Origin of the sequence: Chitinimonas arctica (genome assembly GCF_007431345.1) — a bacterium.
Classification (GTDB): Bacteria; Pseudomonadota; Gammaproteobacteria; order Burkholderiales; family Chitinimonadaceae; genus Chitinimonas; species Chitinimonas arctica.
Map to the genome: position 1 here is coordinate 3616305 of NZ_CP041730.1, position 25631 is coordinate 3641935.

Here is a 25631-nt window from a genome sequence, read left to right on the forward strand (position 1 = left end):
TTCAGGGTCCGGCGGTCTCGTTCATGAGGGCGTGCAGCGCATCGACCACGTCGGCCAGGGTATGGGCCGACTTGAAGGCGTCGGCCTGCAGGCGGCGGCCCAGCATGGGCTTGAGCTTGCCGATCAGATCGACGGCATCGATGCTGTCGATATCGAGATCTTCATACAGGCGTGCGGCGGGCTGGATCAGGGCGGGATCGACCGCGAAACTTTCGCTGAGCAAGGCGCTTAGGTGATCGAATATTTCCTGCTTGGTCATGCGCGGGCATCCTGGTACGGATTGGGGGCTTATAGGGTTCTGCCTTGGGCGACGAATTCGGCCAGGGCGCGGACACTGGCGAAGTGGCGACGGGTCTCGGCCGAATCGGCGGTCAAGGCGAGGCCGTAACGCTTCTGTAGTACCAGACCCAGTTCAAGGGCATCGATGGAGTCCAGGCCCAAGCCTTCCACGAATAGGGGGGCGGTTGGGTCGATATCGGCTGGCTGGATATCTTCCAGATTGAGCGCTTCGATAATGAGCGTCTTGATTTCGTCTTCAAGTTGCTGCATGGATGGCATTCTCCGGCGAAAAATAGTCGTGTAGATGCTGGGTCAGCCGGCGGGCGCCCAGTGCCGCTTCGCCGTTGCTCAGGGCCAGGAAGGGCGCAACGGCGATGTCGTCGCCGACTTCGATGTGGAAATACATGCGCCGGGGCGGGACGCGCCACCAGGGCTGGCCCTTGGTCAGGCTGAGCGGGACGCAGCGAATGATAACCGGGGTGAGGTCGCACGGGCCGCGAACAGCGATATTAGCGGCGCCCCGCTGCAACTTCAGCCCACCCTCGGGCGATGTGCGGGTGCCTTCGGGGAAAATGATCAGGCTGCTGCCCTTACGGATGGAGGCGATGCAATCATAGATCAACCCCGGGCCGGAGTCGTTGCATAGGTAGGCGGCTGCCCGGATCGGCCCACGGGTGAAGGGATTGCCGGCCAAGGCGGCCTTGACCACGCAGTCGGCGTCGCGGACCAGCGAGAGCAGAAAGATCACGTCGATCAGGGTTGGGTGGTTGGCGATGATCAGCAGGCCGGGCCGCCGCAATTTCTCCGCGCCGCGGATCTGGTAGCGCAGAATGCCCAGCAGCCGCATCCAGCCGATAAATGCGCGGCAGGTATGGTGAACCAGCAGGCGCGCCAGCCTGGCCTCTTCGCGGGGCGGGCGAAACGCCAAATGCAGCAAGGGGAGGGCGACCAGGCGCAAGACCAGCCCCGCCAGGCCGAAGGTCCCGAAGGCGATGGCGGTGGCCAATACGCGCCAGGCACGCTCCAGGCGCTCAAGCATCTTGCCGCCAGTGCCAGGTCTTGCCGGCCAGCCGGCGAGTGAGTGTGGGCGCCGTGCCGGACAGCAGGAAGCGCAATACCGCCAGATCGGCCGGCAGATCGGCGACCGCGGGCTCGGCCCCGCCGGCTTCGGCTTGCCGGGAACACAAGCTGTAACCGCCCTGTTCGGTGGGAATCAGGCGGCAGGCCCAGGCGCGCGGGAAATCCGGCAAGCCGCCGGGTTCGGCAAAGCCCTGGTAGGGAGCGGGCAGGGGCTCTTCGTAATAAACCAATAACACGGCGGGCGCACCATCGGCCAACAGGGCGCTGGCTTCGGTAAAGGCCGCCTCGATCGTTTCCTCGCCGGCCGCGATGGCGCTGTAATTGCCAGGGTCGGCGCGGGCGATGGAGAACAGCGCGCCGATGGCATTGTGCACCGACATACTGAAGGCGGTGGGCGAAGTAGGTTCACCACGGGCCAATTGGCGCAGTAGCTCGGCGATACGATCCAGATCGCCATAGCGCGAGGCAAACAGGACCGGGCAGTTGCCGGCCTCTGCTTGCGCTCCGTAAGCTGCTTGCAATGCGATGCGCCCCAAGCGCTCGACCCGGCGCCGCATCATGGCCGGCATTTCAGTCAGCGCGGGTGTCGCCGGCCCACTGCCCAGGACTGGCATGGCAGGCGCCCGCAACCAGGCTGACCAGGCGGCTTGATCGGGTAAGCCAGGGGCCCAGGCGGCCCATTGTGCAATTGAAAAACGAATTGTCATTTTTAGTGCGCTAGGTGATCGATTGCATGCTTGCTGCGAGGCATGGCCCCGGCGCCAGGCGGCGATTCTAGTCGGGTGGCATGAATCATGGAACTGCCGCTATTTTAAAAAATTGTGAGTGGGTAAAAATCACAGTGCCTTGCAATGGACGGCAAAAGGGGCGTGGGCAACCGTATAAAATAGCGGGCATGCCCAGTCTAAGTATGCCCCTTCTACGTGCCTTGTTCTGTTTATCGGTCCATCTGGCCGTGCTGTCCGCGCCGGCGCCTATCCGTTTCCTGCTCAGTTTCGACGACGGTCCCAGCCTGTGGGATAGCACGCCGACGACGCGTATCCTGGAACAGTTGGCGGAAAATCCCGTGACTCCCTCCATCAAGGCCCTGTTCTTTGTCCAGAGCGCCCATATCGAGCACGGTGGCAGCGAAGCCGGCCGGGCGATCATGCGGCGGGCCTGCGGGGCCGGGCATTTGCTGGGCGTGCACTCCGCCAGTGCGCGCGGCCATATTCCGCATCCGCGCCTGGACGACGGCGAGTTGGCCGCCTCCATGCGGGACGGTAGGGAAGCGATCGCGGCGCAATGCGGCGAGGATGCCGGTCTGGTCAGGCCGCCGGATTGGGAATACGACGGCCGCACCCTGGCGGCCTACCAGGCCGCCGGCCTGGGCATGCTGTTAAGCGACTTGAGCGCCAATGACGGCAAGATCTACGGTTGGAATCTTAGCCTGCGGCGCCGCGCGCATCTGCGGCGGGAGCTGGCGGATGCCGCGCAGGCCTACCAAGCCGGCTTGCTGCCGGTGTGGGAAGGAGTGACCCCGGTGGTGATGACCTTCCACGATACCAACCCCTATACCGCCGACCATATGCGCGAGTACTTGCACATTCTGGTGGAAGAAGCCACCGCCTTGTCCTTGCCGCTGGCCGATCCCCCTTTCTATACCGATACGGCAGCACTGCTGCGGGCTGCCCAGGGGCGCGCGCAAGCGGGGCGTTTTGTGTGCGGCGCGGTGTCGCGCAGCGCCGGCTGGCGCGCCCGTTGGACGGGCGACCAGGCCGAGCTGCGCAAAGGCTGCTTTCAGGCTTCGCCCAGGTAGCGGGTGGGCAAGGGCGTTTCCAGCACGCTGCCGTCGGCCTGGCGCTGCACCCGCCAAGCTTGCGCGCCGGGGCGCGAACAAACCGCCTCGTTCAGCTGGCCATCGACAAAATGCAGCGCGGCGCCGTCGTCGGCGGCCCAGCTATCCAGCATGGCGCCATCGCCCACCACCTGCCGTAGACGCGGCCGCCGTTGTGCTTCGCCATCGTAATGGGGGCAGGCGCCGCCGGCTAGCCAGCCCAGGCAGGGTAGGGCCGAGAGCGGACCGGGGATGGAATCGGTCAGCCCCTGTTCGAACCAGCAAATCATTCCGGCACTGACGCCGCCCATCACGATGCCGGCGGCGTAGGCATCCGCCAGGATGCGGTCGACGCCCCAGTCACGCCATAGCGCCAGCATGGACTTGGTATTGCCGCCGCCTACGTAGATGGCGTCCTGTTCAAGCAGGAAGCCGGCCAGGTCGGCGGTATGGGGGCGGAACAAGGACAGATGGCTGGCGTGGCAGTCGTAGCGCGCGTGCGCGCTGTAGAACTTGAACAGATAGCCGTCGGGGTCGCCGCTGGCCGTGGGCAGGAAGCAGATACGCGGCTTGGCCTTGCGGGTGGCGGCAAGGAAGTGCTGGTCCAGCAGGGGCGTGGTTTCCATCGAGAAGCCACCGCCGCCTTGCACGATCAATTGCTTGCTCATCAGTCCACTCCGCCTGCGCCGGCTTCCGCTAGTTGCGAAGTGCAGCAAGGGCAGCGGCTGGCTTGCGCAGGGATGCTGCGGAAACAATAGCGGCAATCCTTGCTGGGTACTTCGGCTTCGGCCGGCGCTTCCGAGCGCTTGAGCCGGTTCAGCGTGCGTACCAGCAGAAAGACCGCGAAGGCGACGATCAGGAAGCTGATCATGACGTTGGCGAACACACCGAAATTGACGGTGACCGCACCGGCGTCCTGCGCCGCTTTCAAGGTTTCATAGGGAGCGGCAGCCTTGCCGCCTTCCTTGATCACGAGGAACAGATTGGAGAAATCGACATTGCCCAGCAGGTAGCCGATGGGCGGCATGATGATGTCTTTGACCAGCGAATCCACGATCTTGCCGAAGGCGCCGCCGATGATGACCCCGACCGCCAGGTCGACCACATTGCCACGCATGGCAAATTCCTTGAACTCCTTAAACATGGCTACCTCTCGAATGATGGATTTGCATTTGCGCCGGCAATAAAAAAAACAGGCAGCCGAGGCTGCCTGTTTTTGTGCTGACGCTCGTCGAGCCAAACAGGCTTAGAACGAGTGGTTCAGACCCAGGGTAAAGGTGTTGTGACCCTTTACGCCGGCGTAGCTGTTGGTGTACTCGCCGGTCACCACGGTACGCTTGGACAGGTTGTAGAACAGACCAGCGGTGCCTTGGGTCTTGGTGTTGGCCATGGTGTCCTTGTCCCAGAAGATCGCGCCGGCTTGCAGGCTCAGATCACCCATGGAGTAGCCAACCAGCAACAGTGGGTCGGTGAACTTGTCGTTGCCGTCATTGCGGTGTTGGCCGGCCAGGCTCAGCGACAGGTCGCCCATCGTGAAGGTACCGCCCAGCAGCAGGCGCTTGACAGCCTTGCCGGCCTTGGGCTTGAACACGCCGTAAGCACCGACCAGGGAGAAGTTTTCGGCGGCGTACTTCGCTTGCATGCTGAAGTCGTTGGTCGAGCGGGTGCCGGCCGGCGCGCCCTTGTTCTCGCCGAAGGAATTGGCGTAGCTATAAGTCACGGGGCCGTAGGCGCCGTCGAAGCGGATGGCGTTGTTGATGCGGTAGTTGTCGTTGCTGCCGTGGTTGGTCAGGCCCAGCGAATCGTCCAGGTAGAACGGATCGAATTCTTCGGTAGCCTGGGTGTAGGGGCTCTTGCCGCGACCCGCCGCCACCGAACCCCAATCACCCTTCAGGCCGACCCAGGCTTCGCGCGTACCGAAACCGGAACGGGAGGCATCATCCGGCGCCACGGCGCTTTCAATCTTGAAGAAGGCGGACAAGCCATCGCCCAGATCTTCCTGACCCTTGAAGCCGATGCGCGAGGACAGGTTGGAGATCTTGGTTTGATCAGGCTCGGCACCAGGGCGAGCGGAGATTTCCACACCAACGTTTACCTGGCCATACAGCACCACTTCATTGCCGGCGGCAAAGGCGGTGGGTGCAATGGCAGCGGCAGCAACGGCCAATGCGATTAGCTTCTTGTTCATTAGAGTGTTCCTTCATCAAGTTGAAAACGGTATAGCAGAGAGCTGCCCCGATAGATGGGCGATACATTACGGGCGAATGATAGGCGGTGGCGTGGCTTACAAGCAATGTAAGCGGCTATTCGGCGGTATTGGGTATTTACGGGAAAAACCGCATGGATATTATGTAAGTTATTGTTTTTATTTGAATTATTAAAGAAATTCGAGGTAGTTGAGGGTTGCTGTAATGCAACAAGCGGGCCGTGGGTAAAATGCTTCTGACCGATTGAATCGGCTGGTTCAGCCTGCCCACCATGGTGCGCCGATCAGAATATAGCGAAATGTTTTTCCCGCCAGTATGGCCAGGCCGGCCGACCAGGCGGGCAGGCGCAGCCAGCCGGCAGCGAAGCACAGGCCGTCGCCGACGATGGGCAGCCAGGCCAGCAGGAGTGCCAAGCTGCCATGCCGCCGCAGCCATGCCAGCGCGCGCGGCGACAAACGGCCGCCCGCATCGGCCGAGGCATTGCGGCTGAGGCGCCAGGCCAGTGCAAAGGTGCTGAGGCTGCCCAGGGTATTGCCCAGGGACGCGACCAGTACCGCCAGCCACAAGGTATCGGGGCGTGCGCGTAGCCACAACAGCATCGCGACTTCCGAGTTGCCCGGCAAGAGCGTGGCGGAGAGGAAGGCGGATATAAATAGTCCAGCCAGACCCGCGGGCGCCGCGGTCAGCCCATCCAGCACGCTTTAAAAGCTCGGCCGCTGGCCGGCATGCCGGGCGATCAACTCGGCCAGTTGCGTGAAGAATTCGCTCTCGTCGCGCGTGCTGCGCCAGGCATTGTCCTGCAGGCGGTAGTGGTAGCCGCCGGAGCGTGCCGCCAGCCACAGTTCCTGGCTGGCCACGTGCCGGTTCGCCACGATCTTGGCGCCGTCGTCGAACTCGATTTCCAGCACATTGCCGTTGCGGTTCAGGTCGAGGTCGAACGCCGCGGCGTCGAGTACGGCTTCGATATGGTCAAAGGCCGCATCGCTTGCATTTAGAAATTCGCTTTCGGTCATTGGCTGGCTCGGGTATGCGTTGTTAGTATGGCTATTTTACCGCTCCGAAGCCGCCATGCGCCTCCTTGTCTTTTGCCTAATTTCGGCCTGTCTTCTTTCTGCTTGCGGCTACAAAGGGCCCCTGTTCCTGCCCGGCCAGGGTAAAGCGCCTGCATCGGCCAGCCAGGGTGGGAGCACGCCATGAAGCTGACGCCTACACCGCAAGGCCTCGCCGTGGAAGGCGTGCCGCTGGCCGATATCGCGGCACGGTTCGGCACGCCCTGCTATGTCTACTCCGAGGCGGAGCTGGTTTCGACCTATGAAGGCTATCGCGACGCCTTCGCCGGGCACGATCCACTGATCTGCTATGCCGTGAAAGCCAACTCCAACCTGAGCGTGCTGCAGACCTTCGCCAAGCTGGGCGCGGGCTGCGATATCGTCTCGGCGGGTGAGCTGGCCAGGGCGCTGGCCGCCGGCGTGCCGGCGGAACGCATCGTTTTCTCCGGTGTGGCCAAGACGGCCGATGAGATGCGTATGGCCCTCCAGGCAGGCATCCATTGCTTTAATGTCGAGTCCGAGGCGGAATTGCACCGCCTGAACGCGGTAGCGGCGGAATTGGATCTGCGCGCCCCGATCAGCCTGCGCGTCAATCCGGATGTGGATGCGAACACCCATCCCTATATTTCCACGGGGCTCAAAGACAATAAGTTCGGCATCGACCACCAGGACGCGCCGCGCATCTTTGGCGTGGCGGCCGGACTGCCGCATCTGCGTGTGATCGGCATCGATTGCCATATCGGTTCGCAACTGACCGGCCTGAGCCCCTTTGTCGATGCGCTCGACCGCCTGCTGGAACTGGTGGACCAACTGGGCGCCGGCGGCATCGTGCTGGAGCATATCGATATGGGTGGGGGCTTGGGCATCCGCTACACCGATGAAGTACCGCCGGCGGTGGCCGATTATGCCGCGGCGATCCTGGCCCGCCTGGCTGGCCGTTCGCTACGCCTGGTGCTGGAACCGGGCCGCTCGCTGGTGGGGAATGCCGGGCTGCTGCTGACGCGGATCGAATATCTGAAGCCGGGCGAAAGCAAGCATTTCGCCATTGTCGATGCCGGCATGAACGATTTGATGCGCCCCGCGCTGTACCAGGCCTACCACGACATTGTCGCGGTGCGGCAAGGGACGGCGGCGGCACAAGAGTACGACGTGGTCGGACCGGTCTGCGAGAGCAGCGACTTTCTCGGCAAGTCGCGCCGGCTCGCGGTGGAGGCGGGAGATCTGCTGGCGGTATTGTCGGCCGGCGCCTATGGCATGACGATGAGTTCCAACTACAACACCCGGCCGCGCGCGGCGGAAGTCATGGTCGGCGGGGACGGTGTTCGGCTGATACGCAAACGTGAAACGCTGGATGAATTGCTGGCGAACGAGCGTGCTTTGTTGAAGTAAACCGTGTTCCTTGGCCGGGCTCCCGGCCAAGGAACACTACGACGGTGCCGGCGGCTATTCGGCCATCACGCAATCGACATAGTACTCGCCGCTGACCTCATCCTTGACCAGCCCGTGGATATCGGTTTCGAAACCGGGGAAGCGTTCGTTGAAGGCGCGGGCGAAGCGCAGGTAGTCCACGATGGTCTTGTTGAAACGCTCACCCGGAATCAGCAAGGGAATGCCCGGCGGGTAGGGGGTCAGCAGGATGGCCGTGATGCGGCCTTCCAGCGCATCCAGCGGCACCCGTTCGATCTCGCGGTGGGCCATCTTGCTGAAAGCCTTGGACGGCTTGAGGGCCGGCACCATATCGCTCAGGTACATCTCGGTGGTCAGGCGGGCCACATCATTGTCGCGGTAGACCTCGTGGATTTGCTGGCAGAGGTCGCGCAGGCCGACACGTTCGTAGCAAGGATGCTTGGCGGCGAATTCCGGCAGCGCACGCCAGGCCGGCTGGTTCTTGTCATAGTCATCCTTGAACTGCTGCAAGGCGGTGACCAGGGTATTCCAGCGGCCCTTGGTGATGCCGATGGTAAACATGATGAAGAAGCTGTAGAGACCGGTCTTTTCGACGATGACGCCGTGTTCGGCCAGGTACTTGGTGACAATGCCGGCGGGGATGCCGCTCAGGTCGAACTCCCCTTCCATGTTCAGGCCCGGCGTGATCAGGGTGGCCTTGATCGGATCCAGCATATTGAAGCCATCGGCCAAGGCGCCGAAGCCGTGCCAGTGATCGTCGGCGCGCAATACCCAGTCCTCGCGCTCGCCTACGCCTTCGTCCGCCAGGTACTCGGGGCCCCACACCTTGAACCACCAGCCGCCCGCGCCGTCGCCGTATTCGGCATCGACCTTGCGCATGGCGCGGCGGAAATCGAGCGCTTCGGCGATGGATTCTTCCACCAGGGCGGTGCCGCCGGGCGCTTCCATCATGGCCGCCGCCACATCGCAGCTGGCGATGATGGAGTATTGCGGCGAGGTGGAAGTGTGCATCAGATAGGCTTCGTTGAAACGATGCCGGTCCAGCTGGCGGGTTTGCGATTCCTGTACCAGGATCTGCGAGGCCTGGCTCAGGCCCGCCAGCAGCTTATGCGTCGATTGGGTGGCAAACACCATGGCATCCTTGCTGCGCGGGCGGTCGCGGCCGATGGCGTGCATATTCTGGTAAAAATCGTGGAAGGAGGCATGCGGCAGCCAGGCTTCGTCAAAGTGCAGCGTATCGATTGTCTCGCCCAGCACATCCTTGATCATTTCGACGTTGTAGAGCACGCCGTCATAGGTCGATTGGGTGATGGTGAGAATGCGCGGCTTATTGCCGGGGCGCTTGGCCAGGGCTTCGCGCGCGAAGGGATTGGCCTGTATCTTTCTCTCGATGGCGGCCGGCGTGAACTCGGACAGCGGAATGGGGCCGATGATGCCGAAGTGGTTGCGGGTCGGCATCAGGAACACCGGAATCGCCCCGCACATCATGATGGAATGCAGGATGGACTTGTGGCAGTTGCGATCGACCACCACGATATCGCCCGGGGCGACCGTGGCGTGCCAGACCATCTTGTTGCTGGTCGAAGTGCCGTTGGTGACGAAGAACAGATGGTCGGCGCCGAAGATACGGGCGGCATTGCGTTCGCTGGCGGCCACCGGGCCGGTGTGGTCAAGCAGCTGTCCCAACTCGTCGACCGAGTTGCAGACGTCCGCGCGCAGCATGTTCTCGCCGAAGAACTGGTGGAACATCTGGCCGACCGGGCTCTTCAGGAAAGCCACGCCGCCCGAGTGGCCGGGGCAATGCCAACTGTAGGAACCATCCTGGGCGTAGTGCAGCAGGGCGCGGAAAAACGGCGGGGCCAGCGAGTCCAGGTAATGGCGGGCTTCGCGCACGATGGAACGGGCGACGAATTCCGGCGTGTCCTCGAACATATGGATAAAGCCATGCAGTTCGCGCAGCACATCGTTGGGGATATGCCGGCTGGTGCGGGTTTCACCGTACAGGAAGATGGGGATATTGGCGTTCTTGTAACGGATTTCCTGGACGAAGGCGCGCAGATTGGCGATGGCGGCGGTCTCCACGCCCGGTTCGCCAATGAATTCCTCGTCGTCGATGGACAGGATAAAGACCGAGGCCCGGCTTTGCTGCTGGGCAAAGCCAGTCAGGTCGCCGTAACTGGTGACACCCAAAACTTCGAAGCCTTCGTCTTCGATCGCCTTGGCAAGCGCGCGAATACCGAGGCCGCTGGAGTTTTCGGCGCGAAAGTCTTCGTCGATAACGACGACGGGAAAGCGGAATTTCATGGGATAGTCTCCGGCGACCGGGCTCGGTCGCATTTTCTAGGGCAAGCACGGCGCGATTCACGCCGTCGGTAAAATAGCGCGGGGCCGCGCCCTTAGGCGCGGCCCCGCTGTAAAGGGTAAGGGTCGGCTGTTACGGCTGCGGCATGGTCTCGGCGAAGGCCGGGCGTTGCGCCAGCTTGTCCGCCAATTTGGCGAGATTGGGGTATTGCACGCGCCAGTCGATCTCGGCAAAGCGCAGGTCCAGGTAGCCCAGGCAACTGCCGACGGCAATATCGGCCAAGGTGTAGCTTTCGACGCACCAGGCGCGTTCGCCCAGGTCGTCCGACAGGGTCTGCAGGCCCCGCTCGATCTTGGCCATCTGGCGGTCGATCCACTCCGGGCTCTGCTGCGCGCTCGGGCGCTTGCGCTCGACGAATATCGTGGCGGCGGCGTCGCTGATGCCGTCCGCCAGTGCTTCCCAGCGCTTCACCTGGACGGCTTGGCGATGGTCGTTCGGGATCAGTTTGGCGACCGGCGAGATATGGTCGAGGTATTCGACGATCACGCGCGAATCGAACAAGGTGCTGCCGTCGTCCAGGATCAACACCGGTACTTTGCCCAGGGGATTGACCGTCGGTACCTGGGTGTCGACATTCCACGGAATATCCACCGTCAGGGGGCATTCGATACGCTTTTCCTGCAGGACGATGCGTACCTTGCGGGCATAGGGGCTGGTGAGTGAGGCGATCAGCTTCATGAGCGGGGAACCGGTGGGCGGAACAGGGGCTGGATTTACGCATCCCATCTTGCCGGATGCATGTCGGATGGTATCTCAACTCGGCAAGTGGAAGGCGGATCACGTTGCATGCTCCCATCTGCGCGTTATTCGCAGCCGGGGGCGCTACGATTCTTACCGCATATGCTGCGTTGCGCAATCTCCAAGGCAAGATGCTTCCCATACTGTGGTATCCGGCTCAGCCAGTGACGCTGCTACGCCAGGGGACCGCGCGCCAGTCCGAAAACCAGCTGATCCTCCACCCGCCGCACAGGCAGCTGGAACACCGCGGCTAGCCGCTCGGGGGTAAGTACATCCACCGATTTTCCCGCTGCGACCAGGCGCCCTTCATATAACAGCCAGCTCTGTTCGGCATAGGTCAGCGCAAGATTGACGTCATGCAAGCTCGCCAGCACGGTGATGGGTAACTTGCGCGCCAGCTCGCGCAGGCCGGCCAGCAACATATGCTGATGGCGGGGATCCAGGCTGGCGGTGGGTTCGTCCAGCAAGAGCAGTGCCGGCCCCTGTGCGGCCGCGGCGCAAGCCTGTACCAGCACGCGGGCCAATTGCACCCGCTGCCGCTCGCCACCCGATAGATTGAGATAGCGGCGCTCGGTCAGCGATTCGGCATCGGTCAGCTGCAGCACGCTGTCGATCAAACCCTCCAGCTCGTGGCCGGGAATATCGGGGAAAGGTGTCCCGCCCAGGCGCACCACCTCGCGCACGCTGAAATCGAACTCCAGGCTGCTTTGTTGCGGCAACAGCGCGCGACGCCGCGCCAGGGTGTTCGCATGGGTACGGGCCAATGGCAATTGGTCGAATTCGCATTCGCCGCCGGCCGGCGCCAACTCACCGGCCGCCACGGCCAAAAGGCTGGATTTGCCCGCGCCATTGGGACCGAGCAGGGCGATCAGGCCATGCGGCAAAGCCGTCGCGTCGATGCCGCTCAGTACGGTGCGGCCATCGCGGATCAGGCTGACATGGGAAAAGATAAGCATGGCGGCAAATCGAAAGGGATTCGCTTTATTCTAGGACGTGCCAAGGACACTGGCGCAACATCTATCGGATTCCGGCGCCCGGGGCGCGGGAGCGCATCAGGCCTGTTCGGCCATCTTGTCCTTGGCTTGCTGGAACGCGCTGACCGCGGCGGCGGCGAAGCGATTGCTGGCGAAATTGGCTACCTGGCGGGTGGCCTTGGACATCGAGTCGAAGGCGCAGCTGCTGATGCAGACTGCTTTCTTCATCGGTTCGCCCAAGCCGTCGGGTTGCTTGTCCAGGGTGCTCAACAGGCCGCGCTGTTGCTCGGCCAGGGTCCGTTCCAGCAGTTGCATGGCGTCGGTCATGGCCGAGATCTGCGCCACGAACAGCGCGCAACCCAGATGCAGGCCTTGGTCGAGATGGTGTTCCAGCCGGTCGACCGGCTCGGTCTGTTCGTTGACCGCCTTCATCCAGTCGCGGCAACCGTCGAACTGGGTGGCGATCAATCGCTCGAAGTTGCGATTGGCGAGGTCGGCGCCTTCGCTGAGGAAATCGATTTGTTGCTCCAGGCGGGGTAGTGGCCAGGCAGCATGGGGAGCATTCATGATTGGGTAACTTCCTGATAATACGGTCTTGTGGACGCTATCTATTTGCCTATGTTGCGCTGCAATAGGGGGCGGAGTCTAGGCCGGTTTATACGGAAGTCAATTAGTGCATCATGATAATGACGATGTCGTAGACGGCCACATCAGTGCCAAACAGCGTCCTGGTTAATGCCCACGAAGGTCAGGCCGGTCGCGTCGGCCCGTAAATAGCCTCCTTTGCCACCGTACCAATCTGGCAACACCCAGCGTTGCGCGCGTTGTTTTTCGTCGCGATGGCAGGCGGGACGGTGGGTATGGCCGTGCACCAGTTGGGCGTCCGGGTAGCGGGCCAGCAAAGTGGCAACGGCGCCCGGATTGACATCCATGATCTCGCTCGCCTTGCTTTGCTTGGCCATTTCGCTGGCGGCGCGGATACGGGCGATATCGTCCTTGCGGGCCTGCAAGGGCCGCGCCAGGAAGGCTGCCTGCCATTGCGGTTCGCGGACCATCCGGCGGAACTGCTGATAGGCCGAATCGTCGATGCAAAGGGCATCGCCATGGCTCAGCAGCAAGGTTTGTCCCATGGCGCTGATCATGGTGGGGTCGGCCAGCAGGGTAAGGCCGGCGGAGGCGGCGAAATCCGCGCCCAGCAGAAAATCGCGATTGCCGTGCATCAGGTAGAGCTGCACACCTTGGGCCGCCAGTGCGTTCAACTCAGCCGCGATGTAGGCGTTGAGCGGGTCGTCATCATCGTCGCCGGCCCAGTATTCGAAGATATCGCCCAGCAGGTAGAGCGCTTGCGCCTCGCGGGCCGGCCCCTTCAGGAAATCCACGAAGGCTTGCACGGTAGCCGGGTCGCTTTCGGACAAATGGAGGTCGGAGGCGAATAGGAGCGGTTTTGACATAAGGGGGTAAAAAAAGGCGCGGTCGCCCGCGCCAATTTCGTTAAGCCAGCTCGGCCTTTTCGATGATCACGCTTTCCACCGGTACATCCTGGTGCATGGCCTTGTTGCCGGTCTTGACGGCCTTGATGGCGTCGACCACGTCCTGGCCTTCCACCACCTTGCCGAACACGCAGTAGCCGAAGCCCTGGGTGGTTGCAGCGGTGTAATTGAGGAAGTTGTTGTTGCCGACATTGATGAAGAACTGCGCGCTGGCCGAATGCGGATCCGGGGTGCGGGCCATGGCAACGGTGTACAGCTCGTTCTTCAGGCCGTTGGCGGCTTCGTTCTCGATCTGGTCGCGGGTTGCCTTCTGCTTCATATCGGCGCTGAAACCGCCGCCCTGGATCATGAAATCGTTGATGACGCGATGGAAGATGGTGCCGTCGTAATGGCCGGACTTTACGTACTCGGCAAAATTGGCGACGGTCTTGGGGGCCTTGGCTTCGTCCAGTTCGAGAACGATCAGGCCGAAGTTGGTGTGCAGTTTGGCGCGCATGGGAGCTTGCTTTCTAAAGGGTTATTGTTTGGCTGGTTCGACGGCAGGGGTGGTGGCCGCCGCCGGGGCTGCGATCTTCATTTCCGGGATCTGCTTGGCGGACTTGATCACCACCGGCTGGCTGGGGACATCGCGCATGCCATTGAGGGTGCTGGTGGGGACGGTGCCGATCTTCTGCACCACGTCCATGCCCTTCACGACCTTGCCGAACACGGCGTAGCCCCATTCGCGGCCATTGCTTTCGCTACGGAAATCCAGCGCGGCGTTGTCGTTCAGATTGAAATAGAACTGTGCGCTGGCGCTGTGCGGTGCTCCCATCCGGGCCATGGCCAAGGTGCCGGTCAGATTGGAAAGGCCGTTCTTGGCTTCATTCTGGATGGTCTTGTCGGTGGGTTTTTCCTGCATATCCGCGGTGAAGCCGCCGGCCTGGGCGACGAAGCCGGGGATGACGCGATGAAAGATGGTGCCGTTGTAATGGCCCTTCTTGACGTACTTGAGGAAATTCTCGACCGATAACGGTGCTTTTTCGGGGTAAAGCTCCACATCGATCTCGCCCTGGTTGGTGCTGAAGCGAACCATGGGATTGGCGGCCAGGGCCAAGGGGGCCAGCAGGGTGAGTGCGAGACTGAACAGGAATTTTTTCATGTTGGCCGGGCATATGTGGTTTATGAAGGCTTGGATATTATCACAGCGCTAGCCGGCGCTTTACACCGGCCCCGCTTGCCTAAATGGCTACCCGGAATGAATACGGCCACCGCTGGGCGGCTTCCACGCTATGATTGCGGCTCTTCAATCCGCCGGGAGCGACGTATGGACAAGCTGATCACCGAATTCGACCGCGCCCTGCGTACCGTGTTCGCCCCAGCCGCCAGCCAGCGCCCCCATCCGGATGCGGACGTGCCCGAAGCGGCCCTGGATAGCGCCCAGAAGCGCCATGCCGCCGGCCTGATGCGGGTGAATCATTGCGGCGAGGTCTGTGCCCAGGCGCTTTATCAAGGCCAGGCTCTGACCGCCCATGATCCGGCCACCAGGCAAGCCTTGCAGCAAGCGGCCGACGAGGAGGTCGAACATCTGGCCTGGACCGAACGGCGCATTGCCGAACTGGGTGGCCGGCAAAGTCTGCTGAACCCGCTGTGGTATGCCGGCTCGCTGGCCATGGGTGTGGCCGCCGGCTTGGTGGGCGACCGCTACAACCTGGGTTTCCTGGCGGAAACCGAACGGCAGGTGGCCGAACATCTGCAGCATCATTTGGGTAGCTTGCCGGTCGAGGATGCGCGCAGCCGCGCCATCGTCAGCCAGATGCATGCCGATGAGACCGAACATGCCAGGATGGCGACCGAGCTGGGCGCTGCCGATATGCCGCTGCCGGCTCGGGCGGCGATGCGGGCCGTCTCCCGCGTGATGACTACACTGTCTTATCGCGTCTGACTTTTTTGTTGCGTCATCCGTCCGTCGTCTGGCCTTGATGGCCGGGGTGGATGTCTTCTTTTGCCAAGAAAAACATGTTCCGTAATCGCCTGACCGGTTTATGGCGGAATCCCGATTTCGTGCGTCTATGGCTTGCCCAGGGCATTTCCGATTTCGGTTCCTATATTTCGCACCTTGCCTTGCCGCTGACCGCGGCCGTGCTGCTGCATGCCACGCCCATGCAGATGGGCGTGTTGTCCGCCATCGAAGTGTTGCCCTTTGCCCTGTTCAGCTTGCACGCGGGGGTATTGATAGACCGCGTGCGGCGCATGCCGCTTATGCTGCTGCGCGATCTGGTATGCGGGCTGGCCTTGCTGGTCGTCCCCCTGGCCGCCTGGGGCGGCTGGCTCACCATGCCGGTACTGTGGGTGGTCGGTTTTATCTGCATGAGCGGCGAGGTGGTAGGCGGTTCGGCCCATCAGAGCTATGTGGCGGGCCTGATCGGCAAGGATAGGCTGGTCGAGGCGCACAGCAAGTTCATGGCGACCTCGTCGACGGCGCAGGTTACCGCGCCCGGCCTGGCAGGCTTACTGATCCAGTGGTTCAGCGCGCCCTTGGCGATTCTCTTCAATGCCACTTCGTTTATCGTTTCGGCCTTGATCCTGCGCACCATCCGTGCGACGGAGCCGGCGCCGGAGCCGCGTGCGGCCGATGTGTCGGCCTGGAGCGAGATCAAGGCGGGCCTGCGGCTGGTATGGGACATGCCGCTCCTGCGGGCCTTCGCCATACAGACCTCGCTGTGGCAGTTGCTCAACTATATGTTGGCGGCCGTGCTGGTCCTGTTCGCCAACCGCGAGCTGGGCCTGGATGCCGGGCAGCTCGGTGTCGGCTATATGCTGGGTGGCTTGGGTAGCCTGGCGGCCGCGCTCAGTGCGGAAACCATCGGCCGGCGCCTGGGTATCGGGCCCGCCATCGGCTGGGGCTTCGTCGCCACGGCTCTGGCATGGATAGGCTTCAGCCTGATCCCGACCGCAGGCGGCTTGGCCATGCTGTGGTTCAGTCTTTGCCAAGGCCTGTTCGCATTCGGCGCCACGCAGTTCTCCATCAACTACCTGGCCGCCCGCGCGGCGGTCACGCCGGATGCGCTGCTGGGCCGCATGATCGCCACCATGCGCTTCCTGACCGTCGCCCCGGCGCCGCTGGGGGCGTTGGCCGGCGGCGCCCTGGCCAGCGGACTTGGCCTGCGCGCGGCGCTCTACGTGATCGGCGGCCTGGGCGCGCTGCTGGCCTGGCATGCGCTGAAGCGCTCGCCGGCCAGATTGCTGATGACTTTGCCCAAGCGCACCGTGGTGGAAAGTTAATCGGCGGCTTGCGTGGCCTCGCCAACCTCGACCACCTCGAAGTCGTGGGTGATGGCCGCGCTCTTGCCCAGCATGATCGAGGCTGAACAGTACTTGTCCGCCGACAGGTCGATGGCGCGCTTGACCTGGTCGTGTTTCAGATTGCGTCCGGTCACCACGAAATGCATATGGATACGGGTGAACACCTTGGGGTCGGTGTCGGCCCGCTCGGCGTCCAGTTGCACTTCGCAGTCGATCACGTCGGCACGGCTTTTCTTGAGGATGGCGATCACATCGAAGGCGGTGCAGCCGCCGGTACCCATCAGCAGCATTTCCATCGGCCGGGGGCCGAGATTTTGTCCGCCCGCGGCGGGGCGCCATCCATCAGTACGGCATGTCCCGATTCACTTTGTGCCAGAAAACTGACGTTCTCTATCCATTTGATGCGAGCGCGCATCGCGTCTCCTTACTGGGGTGGGAAGGGATGGTAATTGCGGCGGTGCGCAAGATTACCAAGATAAAACCGGCACATCATGGTACGTAACTGTAGCAAATGTTGATGTATCAACGGAAAACAGCGTAATTGACGTGTAATTTTATTTCTATAGGACCATTTTATGGCGCACTGCACAAAAAACGGCTTGCGCGGTCCGTAAGCTTCACGTACTATTCGAACTGCATTGAGGCGGTACACGCAATGTGTGTGCTTTGATGTTGTCTCCTCCATCCTCCTTTTTTGGTGGAATTACGCGCAAGCCCAGATGGCTTGCGCTTTTTTTTGTCCAGCTGCTTGAGGATCTTTCGGGTAAACTCCGGCGAACATCGCTAGGGACCCGATGGCAGACAACACCAGCGCCGCGGTATTTTGTACCCTTTGCAAGGCCTCTATATGTAATAACCCCCGTGCGCGCCCCTGGGTGGCGCGACTTTGCTATCATCTCTCGTTCGGTTTGACAGCGCCTTGTTTTCTCAAATAGAATGCGCGACTTTCCGTAAATCGAACGAATCTGGAAGAGCCGTATGAAAACCTTCTCCGCCAAGCCGCACGAGGTAGAGCACGAATGGTTCGTGGTTGACGCCGCCGACAAAGTGCTCGGTCGCCTCGCCGCTGAAATCGCTCGTCGCCTTCGTGGCAAGCATAAAGCTATCTACACCCCGCACGTTGACACCGGTGACTTTATCGTCGTCGTCAACGCCGGCAAACTGCGCGTGACCGGCGACAAGGCACAGCAGAAGACGTACTATCGCCACTCGGGCTACCCCGGCGGTATCTACGAGCGTTCCTTCACCGAAATGCAGGAACGTTTCCCCGAGCGCGTGCTCGAAAAGGCTGTCAAGGGCATGCTGCCCAAGGGCCCGCTCGGTTACGCCATGATCAAGAAACTCAAGGTCTACGCTAGCGCAGAGCATCCGCACGCCGCGCAACAGCCCAAAGTCCTTGAAGTCTAATTACGACCAGATACAAGGACTGAAAAAATGGTTGGCAAGTATTACTACGGTACCGGTCGTCGCAAGAGCGCTGTCGCTCGCGTGTTTATGGCCAAGGGTTCGGGCAAGATCGTCGTCAACGGCAAGCCGCTGGACGAATATTTCTCGCGTGAAACCGGTCGCATGGTTGTTCGTCAGCCCCTGGCGTTGACCCAAAGCCTCGAATCCTTCGACATTATGGTTAATGTCGAAGGCGGCGGTGAAACCGGTCAAGCCGGCGCGCTGCGCCACGGCATCACCCGCGCCCTGATCGAATTCGACGCCACGCTGAAGTCGGCGCTGTCGAAGGCCGGTCTGGTGACCCGCGATGCGCGTGAAGTCGAACGTAAGAAGGTCGGTCTGCGCAAGGCCCGCCGCGCAAAGCAATTCTCGAAGCGTTAAGCGCGCAAGCGTTTCGCAACGGAATTCGCACGAAGATTCGTTCGAGTACGTCGGCGCAAGCCGGAAAAAAGCCGTCAGCTTATCCCTGGCGGCTTTTTCCATTGGGTCTATCTATCCGGCATATTGGCGAATCGATGTATCATCGCCCCGAGCGCGCCGGGTGTCGCGCAACAAACAATTGCCCCGAGCCCAGGCTCGGGTAGGAGGGGTACGATCATGGTCAAGGTAGGCATAGTCGGCGGTACCGGTTACACCGGCGTGGAGTTGATGCGCTTGCTGGCGCGTCACGATGGCGTCAGCTTGCACGCGATCACTTCGCGCAAGGAAGCCGGCATGCCGGTAGCCGAGATGTATCCCAGCCTGCGCGGCCATGTCGACCTGGCTTTTTCCACGCCGCAGGACGCACAGCTGCAGCAGTGCGACGTGGTGTTCTTCGCCACCCCGAACGGCATTGCCATGAGCGAGGCGACCGCCCTCCTGGATGCCGGCGTGCGGGTCATCGACCTGGCAGCCGATTTCCGTATCCGGGACGTTGCCGAATGGGAGAAATGGTATGGCATGAGCCACGCCAGCCCGGCCCTGGTGGCCGAGGCGGTCTATGGCCTGCCGGAAGTCAACCGCGAGGCGATCCGGCAGGCGCGCTTGATCGCCAATCCCGGTTGCTACCCCACGGCGGTGCAGTTGGGCTTCCTGCCTTTGATCGAGGCGGGCGTGGTGAATGCCGAGAGCTTGATCGCCGATTGCAAATCGGGCGTGTCGGGCGCGGGGCGCAAGGCGGAGGTGCATGCCTTACTTTGCGAGGCCGGCGATAATTTCAAGGCTTACGGGGTAGCGGGACACCGCCATCTGCCGGAAATCAGGCAGGGTTTGGCGAGTGCCGGCGGCGCTCCGATAGGGCTGACCTTCGTGCCGCATCTGACCCCCATGATCCGCGGCATTCATGCGACCTTGTACGCTCGCCTGAACCGGGATGTCGATGTGCAAGCCCTGTTCGAGCAGCGTTACGCGCAAGAGCGATTCGTCGATGTCATGCCGGCCGGCAGCTTGCCCGAGACCCGTTCCGTACGGGGTGGCAACACCTGTCGGATCGCGGTGCACCGGCCGCAAGGCGGCGATACCGTGGTGGTGCTGTCGGTGATCGACAACCTGGTCAAGGGCGCCGCCGGCCAAGCCATCCAGAATATGAACCTGATGTTCGGCCTGCCCGAGGGGCAAGGCCTGGATATCGTCCCCTTGCTGCCGTAAGCGCGCCGCGATGATAGGGCGCTGGAAGCGACGCGGTAACCATCTAGCCACCGCCAAGCTGGCGGTCAAGCGGCATCTTTCCTGGTATGCCCAGCTTGGGCTGGCGGTGCTCCTGCTGGCGGTGTTGCTGGGTGGTGGGCTGGCGGTCTACCGCTATGGCGAAAACGAAGGAAGGCAGAGCCGGGAGACCCTGCTGGCAGTGCGGGGTGCCTCATTGCAGGCAGGGCGCGCCGTGGCTGAATTGGCGGAGTCCCGCCAGCGCGCCATGAACCTGGAACAGCAATTGCGTCTGGAAATGGCCACCCGCGATACGCTATCCAAACAAATATCCCAATTGCAGACCGACAATGGTGCACTGCGCGAGCAGATCGCTTTCTATGAGTCGCTGCTGACCAAGACCGACCGTGCCCCGGCGCTGGCCATCGATCAGCTGCGGGTCGAGGCGCTGACGCCGGGCCACTACCGCCTGCGCGCCACCCTGGTGCAGGGCCAGTCCAGCCAGGAGCCGTTCCGCGGCGAAGCCGATTTCCGCCTGGTTTTCGAAAGAGCAGGCCGTAGAGAGACGGTAAACTGGCCATCCCCGAGGTTGCAGTTGGCAGTTTCGCGCTTTACGCAGTTGGAGAAGGAAACCGAGCTACCCGTAGACGCGAAGCTCAAACAGGTGGAATTGCGCGTGTATGCGGCCGGCGACAGCCGTGTCCGGCTGTCACGCATCTATGATGTGAAAGGATAATCCGTGTTCGGGAACAATAAACAAAAAGCAACCAACCGCATAGACAGCCTGATCGGACTGGAAACCCGCATCACCGGCAACCTGACCTTTACCGGCGGCTTGCGGGTGGATGGCGAGGTGGTGGGCAATGTCACCGCCGATGCGGACGATAAGCAAAGCACCCTGGTGGTCAGCGAGAAGGCTCGTATCAATGGCACGGTCAGGGTAGGACACCTGGTATTGAACGGCACCGTGGAAGGGCCGATCTACGCCGCCCATTACCTGGAGCTGCAGGCCAAATGCCACGTGCTGGGCGATGTGCACTACCAGACCCTGGAAATGCATCCCGGTGCAGTGGTGTCGGGCCAGCTTATCCATCTGGCCGGCAAGGAGCAGCAAGTGCCCAAGATTGCCAAGCCAAACCAGCCGGCGGTTGAAAGTATTGCCGAGTGACCCCATCTAGATGATTGACCGCCTGATTCCGGCTTTTTCCGAAGCGCCTTAACAAAGCAAGAAATAGCGCGGATAATTGCTGGTTAATTCATTGAATCTGTTGGAGTACCCGCCATGAACGCAGCCGTAGAAGTCGAAACCCCCTTTGTTTTTACCGATAACGCCGCCGCCAAGGTGGCCGATCTGATCGCGGAAGAGGGGAACCCGGATCTCAAGCTGCGCGTTTTCGTCACGGGCGGTGGCTGTTCCGGCTTCCAGTACGGTTTTACCTTCGACGAAATCACCAACGAGGACGACACCCCGTTCACCAAGAACGGCGTCACCTTGCTGGTCGATCCGATGAGCTACCAGTACCTGGTCGGCGCTGAGATCGATTACGTGGAAAGCATCGAAGGATCGCAATTCACCATCAAGAACCCCAACGCCAGCTCCACCTGCGGCTGCGGGTCGTCCTTCTCGGTGTAATCGGATGCACCACCGTCTCGCGACGGTGGTGGGCGTACAGAAATCCCGTCCCTCCCGGCCCTTGCCGAAACGGACGGGATTTTTTATTTCGGCTGCATACGTAGCGCGCCGTCCAGGCGGATCACCTCGCCATTGAGCATGGCATTGCCGACAATGGCGGCGACCAGCTGGGCATATTCATCCGGCTCGCCCATGCGGGAGGGGAAGGGCACGTTGGCACCGAGGCTATGTTGTACTTCCTCAGGCAGGCTGGCCATCATGGGCGTCTTGAAGATGCCGGGCGCGATGGTCATGACGCGGATGCCGAAGCGAGCCAATTCACGCGCCGCGGGCAAGGTCATGCCGGCGATGGCGGCCTTGGAGGCGGCATAGGCGCATTGGCCGATCTGGCCGTCAAAGGCGGCGACTGAGGCGGTGTTGATGATGACGCCACGTTCTCCGCCGGCATTGGGCGTTTGCGTGCTCATCAACTCGGCGGCCAGGCGCAGCAGATTGAAGCTACCGACCAGGTTGACGTCGATCACCCGGCGGAACGCATCCAGGGCGTGGGCGCCTTCGCGGCCGACCACTTTTTCGCCATGTACGATACCGGCGCAGTTCACCAGCACGTCGAGGCGGCCAAAGCGCGACTTGGCCAAGGCGATGGCGGCGCGGCAGGCTGCTTCGTCACCGACATCGGCGGCGGCGAACGCGGCCCGCTCGCCTAGTTCCGCAGCCAGGGCGTTCCCGGCTTCGGCATTGCGATCGACCATGACCACCTTGGCGCCGCTGGCCACCGCCATGCGTGCTACGGCCGCGCCCAGTCCAGAGGCGCCGCCGCTGACGAGAAATACACTTTCCTTGATTTGCATCTTGCTTGTCTCCTTGTTGGAATGGTTTGAATTTGCAATGGGCAAGGCCTTGGCCCTGCTTTTCGGCCGGTTTCTCGAATTTCGGCAATATAGAGCATCCGGCTTCATTTACGTTGACGTAAATGGAAGTGGTGCGGCCTGGCGCTGCTATCTTACTAATTAATAAGGGATACCCACAGATTACACGAAGCTGACATTGCCGCAGAATCGCGCCCTTTGCTTAGGAATATCCCAATGGAATGGAGCAAGCAGGCGCGCAATCTGGTCGCCGTCCTACTCGGTGGCGTGGTCATGGCCGCGCCGGTTCAAGCTGCCGAAAAGGCACCACTGTGCATGGCCGTGGCTGAAGGTAGCTCGGGCCAGGCAGACCTGGCCCAGGTACGCGACCGCTATCGCGCACTGGGCGATGAAATCGGCAAGGCGCTGGAGCGGCCGGTCAAGATCCGCGTACTGAGCTTTAACGCCCTGCTCCAAACGGTCAAGCAAGGCGATTGCGAACTGGTCTACACCCGCACCAGCTATATCGCCGGCTGGGCGATCCGTGACGAACAATACAAATTGCTGGCCGCCAACGAAGGCAGCAAGCAGGTGGTATTTATCGCACCGGCCGGCAGCCAATACGCCTCCCTGCGCGATCTGCGCGGCAAGCGCGTGGCCATGCCCGATGCCCAGAGCGATCTGACCAGGGTGGCTTATGCCATGCTGCGCGATGCCGGCATGAAACCGGAAGATGTGGTGGCGCAGCCCACCAGCCAGCAGGAAGCCATTCTGTTCGGCGTGGAAAGCCAGCTCAGCGATGTCGGCGTGCTGACTTCCAACTCCAAGGCGGCCAAGGACTGGGCCAAGAAGGGCGGCGTGGTCATGGCGGTGAAGAGCCGGGTACTGCCCAACTGGTCCTTCCTGGCCGGTCCGCGCCTGAGCGCAGGCGAAGCCAAGACCTTGCAGGAAACCTTGCTGACGCTGTCGCAGAGCCCTACCGGCAAGAAAGCCTTGCAAGACGCCAGCCTGGTGGAGCTGGTCACCGCCAAGCCGGCGGACTATCTGTCGGTGGTGAATTGGCTGGGCGGCCCGATCTGATCGCGTTAGGGATGCACTGAAATATTGCGCGTACTCGAGCCGCAGCTCACCGCCCGGCACAGCCGTGCGTTAACGATTCGTGACATATTAACGGTCCCCTCGCTTGATTTAGCCCGACTCCCCCCGCCCTCGCACCCGCAAGGAGTAGGCCGTGGTTGTAAGGCGCCTTCGGCACCTACAACCACGCACCCGCCGCGAGGGAGCCTCGCTTCGCTCGTTGGCGCTTTTAATAAGTGTTTCCCTAGAGCAGGATGGCGGGGCCTTGCCGCAACGGTAGGGATAGCGTTACCCGCAGTCCGCCAGCGTCCCGGTTGGCCAAGTGCAGCTTGCCGCCGTGCTGCTGGGCCACCCGTTCGACGATGGCCAGGCCCAGCCCGCTGCCGCCGTCGGCGCGGCGGGCGCTATCCAGGCGCTGGAAGGGTTGCAGCACGGTATCCAGCTGCTCGGCGGGGATGCCAGGGCCATGGTCGATGACGACGAAACAGAGTTGCCGGGCCTCGAGCTGGACTTCGAGACGTATCGGCTCGGCGCCATAGCGGCGGGCGTTGTCGATCAGATTGCCCAAGGCCCTGCTGAGCGCCAGCGGCCGTAGCCATGCCAAGGGCAGCTCATCGGCCAGGTCCAGTTCCACTTCACAACCGCTGCGGGCATAGCGGGCGACCAGGCTACGCGCCAGTTCGGCCGGATCGCATGCCTGCAATTCCTCGCTACCGGCCCCACGGGTGAAGTCGATGAATTGACCGAGGATACGTTCGATATCCCCGACATCTTCTATCATGCCGGCGCGCAAGGATTCGTCGTGCATCATCTCCACGCCCAGGCGCAAGCGCGCCAAGGGGGTGCGCACATCGTGCGAGATACCGGCCAGCATGACGCTGCGCTCGCGTTCATTGGCCGCCAGGTCGGCCAGCATGCGGTTGAAACTGGCGGACAGCGCCTTCAGCTCCGAAGGACCCACCTCGGGCAGGGCCTGTGGCAACTCGCCCCGCCCCAGCTGGCCGGCAGCGGCCTGCAGTTCGCGCAAGGGCCGGTTGATGCGCCAGGCGAAAAGCGCGGCGACGGCCAGCGCGGCCAGCGTGAAGACGGCGGCACTGGCCGCCAGCGGCCAGTGCGAATCGGATTTGAATCGTCCCAGCGGAATCACCAGCCACTTCGGCTGACCCAGCATCTCGACCTTGACCCAGAGCTGCCGCTTCGGCCGTCGCGACTCGCGCACGTCGCCCCGGCCGATCTGCCGCTGCGCCAGCGCCACGGCAATGGCGCTGGCCAATCGGCCCCGGGGAGCGGCGGCGGGGGGAGCTTGCGGACTATCCAGCGGGAGCAGATGCGGCGCATAGGGGCGGCGATTGAGCGCCAGCCACTCGGCTTGCTCGGCCGGGCTCAGGCCATCCAGCCGGTCTTCCAGATCGGCCAATACTTCGCCGACCTGCTCGGTCACCTGCGAAGCGATCATCTGCTGCCGGTTGTAGCCATACAGGGTGACGGCGAAGGCGACGCTGAAACCGAGCGCCAGCGCGGTCAGCCAGGTGAGCCGCCAAAAAATGGTTTGTGGAAACAGTCGCTGCAGCCGCATGGGATTTCGCTAGCGCTCACTGCCGTCCGGTACGAAGACATAGCCGAATCCCCATACCGTCTGCAGGTAGCGCGGCTCGGCCGAATTATCTTCGATCAGCTTTCGCAGCCGCGACACCTGCACATCGATGCTGCGGTCGAAGGCCTCATGCTCGCGCCCACGCGCCAGCTCCATCAGGCGTTCACGCGATAGCGGCGAGCGCGGGTGGGCGGCGAATACCCGTAGCAGGGCGAATTCGGCATTGGTCAGGGGAATGCTTTCGCCATTGCGCATCAGCTTGCGGTTGGCGATTTCCAGCGTGAAAGGCCCGAACTCGAAGACCTCGCCTTCGGTCAAGGGCGCGGCCAGCGCCGAAGGCTCCTTGTGCCGGCGTAGCACGGCGTTGATGCGGGCCAGCAGTTCACGTGGATTGAAGGGTTTGGGCAGATAGTCGTCCGCACCCATTTCGAGGCCGATGATGCGATCGATATCGTCGCCACGGGCGGTCAGCATGATGATGGGAATATTGTCGCCGGTGGCGCGCAGCTTGCGGCATACCGCCAGGCCGTCCTCGCCGGGCAGCATCAGATCCAGCAGTACCAATTGCGGCCGGTTGCGTTGCAGCCTGGCTTCCAGGCGGCTGGCATCCTCGAAGGCATCGACCAGGAAACCCTGTTCGTGCAGATAGCGCTGGACCAGGTCGCGCAGGCGTGGATCATCGTCGATCAGCAGGATTTTTTTCGGTGCGGCGGTATGCATGAG

General features: G+C 62.2%; 32 protein-coding genes. 12 read left to right on the forward strand and 20 right to left on the reverse strand.

What is annotated here, in order from left to right:
- Position 1: 1 nt before the first annotated feature.
- From FNU76_RS16420 to FNU76_RS16435, 4 genes are read right to left on the reverse strand one after another with little or no spacing between them, the layout of a single operon-like run.
- Positions 2–259: an acyl carrier protein gene (locus tag FNU76_RS16420; protein WP_144279188.1), complete on the reverse strand. Its 258-nt coding sequence runs from the start codon at positions 257–259 to the stop codon at positions 2–4.
- Positions 260–288: 29 nt separating this feature from the next.
- A complete protein-coding gene (locus FNU76_RS16425) occupies positions 289–549 on the reverse strand; it encodes a phosphopantetheine-binding protein (RefSeq protein WP_144279189.1) in 261 nt (86 codons plus the stop codon).
- On the reverse strand, positions 536–1318 hold the full coding sequence (locus tag FNU76_RS16430) for a lysophospholipid acyltransferase family protein (protein WP_144279190.1): 783 nt from the start codon (positions 1316–1318) through the stop codon (positions 536–538). Before FNU76_RS16430 ends, FNU76_RS16425 begins: the two co-directional genes overlap by 14 nt.
- Positions 1311–2066 (reverse strand): beta-ketoacyl synthase chain length factor, encoded by a 756-nt coding sequence (locus FNU76_RS16435; protein WP_144279191.1) that lies wholly within the window; start codon positions 2064–2066, stop codon positions 1311–1313. The genes FNU76_RS16430 and FNU76_RS16435 overlap by 8 nt, the downstream gene beginning before the upstream one ends.
- A 203-nt stretch (positions 2067–2269) precedes the next feature.
- On the opposite strand from FNU76_RS16435, the gene FNU76_RS16440 reads away from it, so the two are divergent.
- Positions 2270–3157 carry a polysaccharide deacetylase family protein gene (locus FNU76_RS16440; RefSeq protein WP_179958152.1) on the forward strand — a complete coding sequence of 296 codons (888 nt, stop codon included), beginning with the start codon at positions 2270–2272 and terminating at the stop codon, positions 3155–3157.
- Here the strand turns inward: FNU76_RS16440 and FNU76_RS16445 are convergent.
- The 5 genes from FNU76_RS16445 to cyaY all read right to left on the reverse strand — a co-directional run bounded on the left by FNU76_RS16445 (position 3139) and on the right by cyaY (position 6395).
- On the reverse strand, positions 3139–3843 hold the full coding sequence (locus FNU76_RS16445; protein WP_144279193.1) for a Type 1 glutamine amidotransferase-like domain-containing protein: 705 nt from the start codon (positions 3841–3843) through the stop codon (positions 3139–3141). The two genes, FNU76_RS16440 and FNU76_RS16445, sit on opposite strands and share 19 nt — an antisense overlap.
- Positions 3843–4319 carry a large conductance mechanosensitive channel protein MscL gene (gene mscL, locus FNU76_RS16450; protein WP_144279194.1) on the reverse strand — a complete coding sequence of 159 codons (477 nt, stop codon included), beginning with the start codon at positions 4317–4319 and terminating at the stop codon, positions 3843–3845. The genes FNU76_RS16445 and mscL overlap by 1 nt, the downstream gene beginning before the upstream one ends.
- Positions 4320–4421: 102 nt before the next feature.
- Positions 4422–5363, reverse strand: a complete 942-nt coding sequence (locus FNU76_RS16455; protein ID WP_144279195.1) for a porin — start codon at positions 5361–5363, stop codon at positions 4422–4424.
- A 276-nt stretch (positions 5364–5639) separates the two neighbouring features.
- Entirely contained in the window at positions 5640–6080 is a 441-nt protein-coding gene (locus tag FNU76_RS16460) for a YqaA family protein (protein ID WP_223879062.1), read from the reverse strand.
- Positions 6081–6083: 3 nt separating this feature from the next.
- Positions 6084–6395, reverse strand: coding sequence for an iron donor protein CyaY (gene cyaY / locus FNU76_RS16465; RefSeq protein WP_144279196.1), 312 nt, complete (start codon positions 6393–6395; stop codon positions 6084–6086).
- 55 nt (positions 6396–6450) lie between these two features.
- On the opposite strand from cyaY, the gene lptM reads away from it, so the two are divergent.
- Together lptM and lysA are read left to right on the forward strand one after the other, a co-directional pair.
- Positions 6451–6579: an LPS translocon maturation chaperone LptM gene (gene lptM, locus FNU76_RS25275; RefSeq protein ID WP_144279197.1), complete on the forward strand. Its 129-nt coding sequence runs from the start codon at positions 6451–6453 to the stop codon at positions 6577–6579.
- Complete coding sequence (lysA, locus tag FNU76_RS16475; protein WP_144279198.1) at positions 6576–7820, forward strand: diaminopimelate decarboxylase; 1245 nt, start codon at positions 6576–6578, stop codon at positions 7818–7820. The genes lptM and lysA overlap by 4 nt, the downstream gene beginning before the upstream one ends.
- Before the next feature lie 54 nt (positions 7821–7874).
- Here the strand turns inward: lysA and FNU76_RS16480 are convergent, their stop codons facing one another.
- From FNU76_RS16480 to FNU76_RS16510, 7 genes are all read right to left on the reverse strand, one after another.
- Entirely contained in the window at positions 7875–10142 is a 2268-nt protein-coding gene (locus FNU76_RS16480) for an arginine/lysine/ornithine decarboxylase (RefSeq protein ID WP_144279199.1), read from the reverse strand.
- 130 nt (positions 10143–10272) lie between these two features.
- The gene (locus FNU76_RS16485; RefSeq protein WP_144279200.1) at positions 10273–10878 is read right to left on the reverse strand and encodes a glutathione S-transferase; all 606 of its coding nucleotides are present in this window, start codon (positions 10876–10878) and stop codon (positions 10273–10275) included.
- A 233-nt stretch (positions 10879–11111) separates the two neighbouring features.
- Positions 11112–11894, reverse strand: a complete 783-nt coding sequence (locus FNU76_RS16490) for an ATP-binding cassette domain-containing protein (protein ID WP_144279201.1) — start codon at positions 11892–11894, stop codon at positions 11112–11114.
- Between the two features lie 96 nt (positions 11895–11990).
- Positions 11991–12479, reverse strand: coding sequence for a hypothetical protein (locus FNU76_RS16495; protein ID WP_144279202.1), 489 nt, complete (start codon positions 12477–12479; stop codon positions 11991–11993).
- A gap of 143 nt (positions 12480–12622) precedes the next feature.
- The gene (locus FNU76_RS16500; RefSeq protein WP_144279203.1) at positions 12623–13363 is read right to left on the reverse strand and encodes a UDP-2,3-diacylglucosamine diphosphatase; all 741 of its coding nucleotides are present in this window, start codon (positions 13361–13363) and stop codon (positions 12623–12625) included.
- Positions 13364–13403: 40 nt separating this feature from the next.
- Positions 13404–13898, reverse strand: coding sequence for a peptidylprolyl isomerase (locus FNU76_RS16505; RefSeq protein ID WP_144279204.1), 495 nt, complete (start codon positions 13896–13898; stop codon positions 13404–13406).
- 21 nt (positions 13899–13919) lie between these two features.
- A complete protein-coding gene (locus FNU76_RS16510; protein ID WP_144279205.1) occupies positions 13920–14543 on the reverse strand; it encodes a peptidylprolyl isomerase in 624 nt (207 codons plus the stop codon).
- Between the two features lie 165 nt (positions 14544–14708).
- On the opposite strand from FNU76_RS16510, the gene coq7 reads away from it, so the two are divergent.
- Positions 14709–15326, forward strand: coding sequence for a 2-polyprenyl-3-methyl-6-methoxy-1,4-benzoquinone monooxygenase (coq7, locus tag FNU76_RS16515; protein ID WP_144279206.1), 618 nt, complete (start codon positions 14709–14711; stop codon positions 15324–15326).
- A 74-nt stretch (positions 15327–15400) separates the two neighbouring features.
- Complete coding sequence (locus tag FNU76_RS16520) at positions 15401–16666, forward strand: MFS transporter (RefSeq protein ID WP_179958153.1); 1266 nt, start codon at positions 15401–15403, stop codon at positions 16664–16666.
- On the opposite strand, the gene FNU76_RS16525 is transcribed toward FNU76_RS16520, so the two are convergent.
- Complete coding sequence (locus FNU76_RS16525; RefSeq protein WP_444542058.1) at positions 16663–16983, reverse strand: OsmC family protein; 321 nt, start codon at positions 16981–16983, stop codon at positions 16663–16665. The genes FNU76_RS16520 and FNU76_RS16525 overlap by 4 nt on opposite strands.
- Before the next feature lie 682 nt (positions 16984–17665).
- Here FNU76_RS16525 and rplM point away from each other — a divergent pair.
- The 6 genes from rplM to erpA all read left to right on the forward strand — a co-directional run bounded on the left by rplM (position 17666) and on the right by erpA (position 21389).
- A complete protein-coding gene (gene rplM / locus FNU76_RS16530; RefSeq protein ID WP_144279208.1) occupies positions 17666–18094 on the forward strand; it encodes a 50S ribosomal protein L13 in 429 nt (142 codons plus the stop codon).
- 27 nt (positions 18095–18121) lie between these two features.
- On the forward strand, positions 18122–18514 hold the full coding sequence (gene rpsI / locus FNU76_RS16535) for a 30S ribosomal protein S9 (protein WP_144279209.1): 393 nt from the start codon (positions 18122–18124) through the stop codon (positions 18512–18514).
- A gap of 216 nt (positions 18515–18730) precedes the next feature.
- The gene (gene argC / locus FNU76_RS16540; protein WP_144279210.1) at positions 18731–19759 is read left to right on the forward strand and encodes an N-acetyl-gamma-glutamyl-phosphate reductase; all 1029 of its coding nucleotides are present in this window, start codon (positions 18731–18733) and stop codon (positions 19757–19759) included.
- 10 nt (positions 19760–19769) lie between these two features.
- A complete protein-coding gene (locus FNU76_RS16545; protein ID WP_144279211.1) occupies positions 19770–20492 on the forward strand; it encodes a DUF6776 family protein in 723 nt (240 codons plus the stop codon).
- A 3-nt stretch (positions 20493–20495) separates the two neighbouring features.
- Positions 20496–20924, forward strand: coding sequence for a bactofilin family protein (locus FNU76_RS16550; protein WP_144279212.1), 429 nt, complete (start codon positions 20496–20498; stop codon positions 20922–20924).
- Positions 20925–21038: 114 nt separating this feature from the next.
- Positions 21039–21389: an iron-sulfur cluster insertion protein ErpA gene (gene erpA, locus FNU76_RS16555; protein WP_144279213.1), complete on the forward strand. Its 351-nt coding sequence runs from the start codon at positions 21039–21041 to the stop codon at positions 21387–21389.
- 83 nt (positions 21390–21472) lie between these two features.
- On the opposite strand, the gene FNU76_RS16560 is transcribed toward erpA, so the two are convergent.
- Positions 21473–22240 carry an SDR family NAD(P)-dependent oxidoreductase gene (locus FNU76_RS16560; RefSeq protein ID WP_144279214.1) on the reverse strand — a complete coding sequence of 256 codons (768 nt, stop codon included), beginning with the start codon at positions 22238–22240 and terminating at the stop codon, positions 21473–21475.
- Positions 22241–22474: 234 nt separating this feature from the next.
- Here FNU76_RS16560 and FNU76_RS16565 point away from each other — a divergent pair, with 234 nt between their 5' ends.
- Positions 22475–23317: a phosphate/phosphite/phosphonate ABC transporter substrate-binding protein gene (locus tag FNU76_RS16565; protein WP_144279215.1), complete on the forward strand. Its 843-nt coding sequence runs from the start codon at positions 22475–22477 to the stop codon at positions 23315–23317.
- Between the two features lie 241 nt (positions 23318–23558).
- On the opposite strand, the gene FNU76_RS16570 is transcribed toward FNU76_RS16565, so the two are convergent.
- Positions 23559–24890 carry an ATP-binding protein gene (locus tag FNU76_RS16570; RefSeq protein ID WP_144279216.1) on the reverse strand — a complete coding sequence of 444 codons (1332 nt, stop codon included), beginning with the start codon at positions 24888–24890 and terminating at the stop codon, positions 23559–23561.
- Positions 24891–24899: 9 nt separating this feature from the next.
- Positions 24900–25628, reverse strand: a complete 729-nt coding sequence (gene ompR, locus FNU76_RS16575) for an osmolarity response regulator transcription factor OmpR (RefSeq protein ID WP_144279217.1) — start codon at positions 25626–25628, stop codon at positions 24900–24902.
- Positions 25629–25631 lie beyond the last annotated feature (3 nt).

Bases quoted from the DNA above. Each gene is read 5' to 3' on its own strand.
- FNU76_RS16525 (WP_444542058.1), bottom strand. From the start codon at position 16,983: ATGGAAATGCTGCTGATGGGTACCGGCGGCTGCACCGCCTTCGATGTG.
- FNU76_RS16490 (WP_144279201.1), bottom strand. From the start codon at position 11,894: ATGCTTATCTTTTCCCATGTCAGCCTGATCCGCGATGGCCGCACCGTA.
- lysA (WP_144279198.1), top strand. From the start codon at position 6,576: ATGAAGCTGACGCCTACACCGCAAGGCCTCGCCGTGGAAGGCGTGCCG.
- FNU76_RS16565 (WP_144279215.1), top strand. From the start codon at position 22,475: ATGGAATGGAGCAAGCAGGCGCGCAATCTGGTCGCCGTCCTACTCGGT.
- FNU76_RS16480 (WP_144279199.1), bottom strand. From the start codon at position 10,142: ATGAAATTCCGCTTTCCCGTCGTCGTTATCGACGAAGACTTTCGCGCC.
- FNU76_RS16495 (WP_144279202.1), bottom strand. From the start codon at position 12,479: ATGAATGCTCCCCATGCTGCCTGGCCACTACCCCGCCTGGAGCAACAA.
- FNU76_RS16435 (WP_144279191.1), bottom strand. From the start codon at position 2,066: ATGACAATTCGTTTTTCAATTGCACAATGGGCCGCCTGGGCCCCTGGC.
- FNU76_RS16430 (WP_144279190.1), bottom strand. From the start codon at position 1,318: ATGCTTGAGCGCCTGGAGCGTGCCTGGCGCGTATTGGCCACCGCCATC.
- FNU76_RS16455 (WP_144279195.1), bottom strand. From the start codon at position 5,363: ATGAACAAGAAGCTAATCGCATTGGCCGTTGCTGCCGCTGCCATTGCA.
- FNU76_RS16485 (WP_144279200.1), bottom strand. From the start codon at position 10,878: ATGAAGCTGATCGCCTCACTCACCAGCCCCTATGCCCGCAAGGTACGC.
- rplM (WP_144279208.1), top strand. From the start codon at position 17,666: ATGAAAACCTTCTCCGCCAAGCCGCACGAGGTAGAGCACGAATGGTTC.
- FNU76_RS16545 (WP_144279211.1), top strand. From the start codon at position 19,770: ATGATAGGGCGCTGGAAGCGACGCGGTAACCATCTAGCCACCGCCAAG.
- FNU76_RS16445 (WP_144279193.1), bottom strand. From the start codon at position 3,843: ATGAGCAAGCAATTGATCGTGCAAGGCGGCGGTGGCTTCTCGATGGAA.
- FNU76_RS16570 (WP_144279216.1), bottom strand. From the start codon at position 24,890: ATGCGGCTGCAGCGACTGTTTCCACAAACCATTTTTTGGCGGCTCACC.
- lptM (WP_144279197.1), top strand. From the start codon at position 6,451: ATGCGCCTCCTTGTCTTTTGCCTAATTTCGGCCTGTCTTCTTTCTGCT.
- FNU76_RS16505 (WP_144279204.1), bottom strand. From the start codon at position 13,898: ATGCGCGCCAAACTGCACACCAACTTCGGCCTGATCGTTCTCGAACTG.
- FNU76_RS16420 (WP_144279188.1), bottom strand. From the start codon at position 259: ATGACCAAGCAGGAAATATTCGATCACCTAAGCGCCTTGCTCAGCGAA.
- FNU76_RS16520 (WP_179958153.1), top strand. From the start codon at position 15,401: ATGTTCCGTAATCGCCTGACCGGTTTATGGCGGAATCCCGATTTCGTG.
- coq7 (WP_144279206.1), top strand. From the start codon at position 14,709: ATGGACAAGCTGATCACCGAATTCGACCGCGCCCTGCGTACCGTGTTC.
- erpA (WP_144279213.1), top strand. From the start codon at position 21,039: ATGAACGCAGCCGTAGAAGTCGAAACCCCCTTTGTTTTTACCGATAAC.
- ompR (WP_144279217.1), bottom strand. From the start codon at position 25,628: ATGCATACCGCCGCACCGAAAAAAATCCTGCTGATCGACGATGATCCA.
- FNU76_RS16510 (WP_144279205.1), bottom strand. From the start codon at position 14,543: ATGAAAAAATTCCTGTTCAGTCTCGCACTCACCCTGCTGGCCCCCTTG.
- cyaY (WP_144279196.1), bottom strand. From the start codon at position 6,395: ATGACCGAAAGCGAATTTCTAAATGCAAGCGATGCGGCCTTTGACCAT.
- FNU76_RS16500 (WP_144279203.1), bottom strand. From the start codon at position 13,363: ATGTCAAAACCGCTCCTATTCGCCTCCGACCTCCATTTGTCCGAAAGC.
- argC (WP_144279210.1), top strand. From the start codon at position 18,731: ATGGTCAAGGTAGGCATAGTCGGCGGTACCGGTTACACCGGCGTGGAG.
- FNU76_RS16560 (WP_144279214.1), bottom strand. From the start codon at position 22,240: ATGCAAATCAAGGAAAGTGTATTTCTCGTCAGCGGCGGCGCCTCTGGA.
- FNU76_RS16440 (WP_179958152.1), top strand. From the start codon at position 2,270: ATGCCCCTTCTACGTGCCTTGTTCTGTTTATCGGTCCATCTGGCCGTG.
- mscL (WP_144279194.1), bottom strand. From the start codon at position 4,319: ATGTTTAAGGAGTTCAAGGAATTTGCCATGCGTGGCAATGTGGTCGAC.
- FNU76_RS16425 (WP_144279189.1), bottom strand. From the start codon at position 549: ATGCAGCAACTTGAAGACGAAATCAAGACGCTCATTATCGAAGCGCTC.
- rpsI (WP_144279209.1), top strand. From the start codon at position 18,122: ATGGTTGGCAAGTATTACTACGGTACCGGTCGTCGCAAGAGCGCTGTC.